This is a genomic window from Bradyrhizobium sp. P5_C11_2 (assembly GCF_054049755.1).
The window spans coordinates 1-3022 of sequence record NZ_JBFULT010000744.1 but is presented as its reverse complement, the minus strand read 5'-3'; the positions used below and the strand labels follow the sequence as shown (position 1 = coordinate 3022).

The following is a 3022-nucleotide window of genomic DNA, read 5'->3' as shown; positions in this document are numbered from 1 at the left end:
CGATCTCGCGTGTGGAGAGAGGCCCCTCACCCCAACCCTCTCCCCGTAAGAACGGGGCGAGGGAGTGCACCGCCGTTTTGTCGGCGATCGTTCAACCCTGGAGGCAGTAACATGCTGCGGCATAGCTTGATTGCTGCGTTGGGCTTTGTCTTCCTTACGATCCCTGCCTTCGATGCGAAAGCCGAGGGGCCGAGCGACATCGCGCCGACGGGATCGCTGCGCGTGGCGGTGGCGGTCGGGCCCGCCGCGTCGGCGTTCTGGACCACGCGCGATCCGGCGACGGGAAAGCCGCGCGGCGTCACCGTCGAGCTCGCCAAGGCTGCGGCCGACAAGCTGCATGTGCCGCTGCAACTCGTCGAGTACCAGAGTTCCGACGAGATCGCCGCGGTGAGCGGCAAGGACGTCTGGGATCTCTCCTTCATGCCGGCGGACGTCAAGCGCGAGCAGTTCGTCGACCAGGGGCCCGCTTATGTCGCCTATATGAGTGGCTATCTCGTTCGCGCCGGCTCGGACATCCGTTCCGTTGCGGATGTCGATCGCGCCGGAATGCGGGTCGGCTGCATCGAGGGGACGTCGACATCGCGCACCGTCGAGAGGTCGTTGAAGCAAGCCAGGCTGACAAAATTCGTGAAGCCGGAAGAGGCGGCCGAGCTGATCGGCAAGGGTGAGCTCGATGCGCTCGCGATGGGTATGGGGGCGTTGGAAGACCTGTCGCGAAAACTGCCCGGAACCAGGGTGCTGGACGAGGTGATTCAATCGACCGGCGTGGTCGTGGTCGTTCCCAGGGGCAAGACCTTGGCGAAGGCCTGGGCCGCGCATTTCCTCGATGAGGCCAAGGTGGACGGCACGGTGCGTCGCGCGCTCGACGGCAACGGATTCACCGGCGACAAGGTCGCGCCGTAGTTGCGCCGATCTGCCTTCGCTGGAACTGCGATCTGACCGCGGAAGCCTTTGTATTGCCGGAGTTCCATGGGCGATTGCCCCGTGTTGGGCAACGAACAAACGTCCTGTGGCCATATTTGAGTAAGAGTGATCTCCCGTGAGGGAGGCGCTCCGATGAATAAAGCTCTGATCATTGCCGTCGTGCTGCTGGCTGGCGTGCCTGCAAGCGCCGCCGCGCAGGAGCGCGCGGGTGCTGCGGCGATCGGAGCCGTGTCAGGCGCCGTCGTGCTGGGGCCGATCGGTGCCGTCGCGGGCGCGGTGGTCGGTTATACCGCCGGACCTGCAATCGCCCGGTCCTGGGGCGCAAGAGACTCGCGCTCGGCGAGACACCGCCAGCCGCCGCGCCGGGAGGCCTATCGTGCAGCCGCGACCGGCGCTCCGCCGCGCGCGCGTGAGGCGATGAATGCCAACGGCCAAGTCAGGGCTGCCAGCAATTCGCCGGCTCAAGCCGCGCCTGCGGCGCAGCCTGTTCAAGCTGCTCCGGTTGCGCCGGAGCAGACGTCGGCGCCGCCCATTCAGGGATTCGAATGAGGTTTCGGCTTCAGGCCGCGGTCGTCTTCGGCCGCAGCCGGTCGACCGTCCGTGCGATCAGCGCGGCCACTTCGCTGACTTTCGGCCCAATCCGAAACTCCGGGCCGGCGACGACGACCGAGAGTCTGCGATCGCTGATCGGGAGCGGGATCGCAGCGCCGGCGAGATCGCGGCTGTAGTCGCCGAAACTCTGGCAGTAGCCGCGTTGAATCGAATTGCGCAGCTCCGCCTCGACGGCTTCGATGCTGATCGGCGTCGACGGGCCATACTGCCTGAACTCGATCTTGCGGTAGACGGAGTCGCGCTCTTCCTGGGAATATTGCAGCAGCAATGCGCGGCCGCTGGCGGTGGCGTGAATCGGCACGCGATGGCCGATGGTGGCGAAATAGCGGATCGCGGCCTGGGACTCGACGACGTCGATGAAGACCGCCATCACGCCGGCCGGCGCCACAATCGAAGCGGTCTCGCCGGTCTCCGCCGAGAGGTCGGCGATCAGCGTGTGCGTCCAGGGCGGCAGCGGCTCGACCTCCGAGATCATCCGCGCCATCGCCAGCCATCGCGGCGTCGGATAGAAGCCGGCGCGCGGCCGCGGTTCGTAGAGGTAGCCTTTCTCCGACAGCGTCGCGAGCAGGTTGAAGGTCGACGAGCGCGGCCAGCCGAAATGATCGGCGATCTCGGCAAGCGTCGCCGGCTTCCTCGTCTGTGCGAAGAACTCCATGATCTCCAGGACGTTTGCAGCTTGGCGAACGATCATGCTCGGATCCCGTCTGTCGCGACGCGTTGTCCCGGATCTATGGCTGGCCGAGGATTTTCTTCGCGGCGCGAAGATGCGGCTTGTCGATCATCATGCCGTCGAGGCGCAGCGTGCCGGAGTTGGGATTGCTTGCGAACGCCGCAATGACCTTCTCCGCCCAGCTGCGCTCGGCCTCGGTCGGCTCGAACGCCGCGTTGACGACGTCGACATGCTTGGGGTGGATCAGCGCCTTCGCCGAAAATCCATCGCGCCGCGCCGCGCGCGTTTCCTGCTCGAGCCCGGTGAGATTGTCGATGTCGGTATAGACCGTGTCGATCGGTGCGACCTCGGCCGCGGCCGCCGCCATCAGGCAGAGATCGCGGGCGAGACGATAGGGGCTATGGAACACACCGCCCGCGGCCTTTTCGGTAGCGCCGAGCGAGGCCGACAGATCTTCGGCGCCCCACATCAGGCCGGCGAGGCGAGGGGAAGAGTCCTTGTAGGTGCCGAGGCCGAAGATCGAGCCGGCGGTTTCGGTCGCGACACACACGATACGTGTCGAGCCGACAGTGGTCCCGGCCGCCGCCTCGAAGGCTTCGAGCCAGGTCGCGATTTGCCGAACATCGTCGCCGCCGCGCGATTTCGGCAGCACGATGCCATCGGGCGCCCCCGGCATCACCGCGGCGAGATCGGCCAGCGTCATGCCGGTGTCGAGCGCGTTGACGCGGACATAGAGCTGGTGCGGGCCGCGTCGGCCCTTCAGCATTGCTAGCGTCAGCGTGCGCGCCTCGGCCTTCTTCTCGGTGACGACGGAGT

General features: G+C 66.4%; 4 protein-coding genes. 2 read left to right on the top strand and 2 right to left on the bottom strand.

Annotation, left to right across the window (positions count from 1 at the left end):
• The first annotated feature begins 111 nt into the window (after positions 1 to 111).
• Together ACXJL8_RS37885 and ACXJL8_RS37880 are read left to right on the top strand one after the other, a co-directional pair.
• Entirely contained in the window at positions 112 to 903 is a 792-nt protein-coding gene (locus ACXJL8_RS37885) for a transporter substrate-binding domain-containing protein (RefSeq protein WP_456618014.1), read from the top strand.
• Positions 904 to 1056: 153 nt separating this feature from the next.
• A complete protein-coding gene (locus ACXJL8_RS37880) occupies positions 1057 to 1473 on the top strand; it encodes a hypothetical protein (RefSeq protein ID WP_456618013.1) in 417 nt (138 codons plus the stop codon).
• A gap of 10 nt (positions 1474 to 1483) precedes the next feature.
• Here ACXJL8_RS37880 and ACXJL8_RS37875 read toward each other — a convergent pair whose 3' ends face one another.
• Together ACXJL8_RS37875 and ACXJL8_RS37870 are read right to left on the bottom strand one after the other, a co-directional pair.
• Positions 1484 to 2227: an IclR family transcriptional regulator gene (locus ACXJL8_RS37875; protein WP_456618012.1), complete on the bottom strand. Its 744-nt coding sequence runs from the start codon at positions 2225 to 2227 to the stop codon at positions 1484 to 1486.
• 37 nt (positions 2228 to 2264) lie between these two features.
• A partial coding sequence (locus ACXJL8_RS37870) for an HpcH/HpaI aldolase/citrate lyase family protein (RefSeq protein WP_456686695.1) occupies positions 2265 to 3022 on the bottom strand: 758 nt, incomplete at its 5' end.